Raw genomic sequence first — 249 nt, 5'->3', positions numbered from 1 at the left:
GCCGTGACCCGCGCATCCGCCTGATCTGCACTGCTGATCAGCAAACTGGCTTCTGCGTTGTTGCATATCCAGCCCACGCGCGCGACGGGCGTGTCAGGGTTAAGAGGGACAAAAATGGCTTGCAGGTGCTGAACCGCCCAGAAGCACACCACAAAGTCGATACTGTTCGGCAGCCACACCACCACCCGATCGCCCCGTTTAATGTGATGCTGTTGCAAACAGGTGGCCGTTTTCATGACCCGCTGGAAC

Annotated in this window: 1 protein-coding gene; it reads right to left on the bottom strand. The window is 58.2% G+C overall.

What is annotated here, in order from left to right; translation table 11 throughout:
• Positions 1-236, bottom strand: a 236-nt coding sequence (locus ACPYOM_RS23265; protein ID WP_481347785.1) for an AMP-binding protein, incomplete at its 3' end; no start/stop codon positions are given.
• Positions 237-249: the final 13 nt, after the last annotated feature.

This window comes from Monashia sp. HAY1-2A, from assembly GCF_056755315.1.
This window is presented reverse-complemented; position numbering and strand designations above follow the sequence as displayed.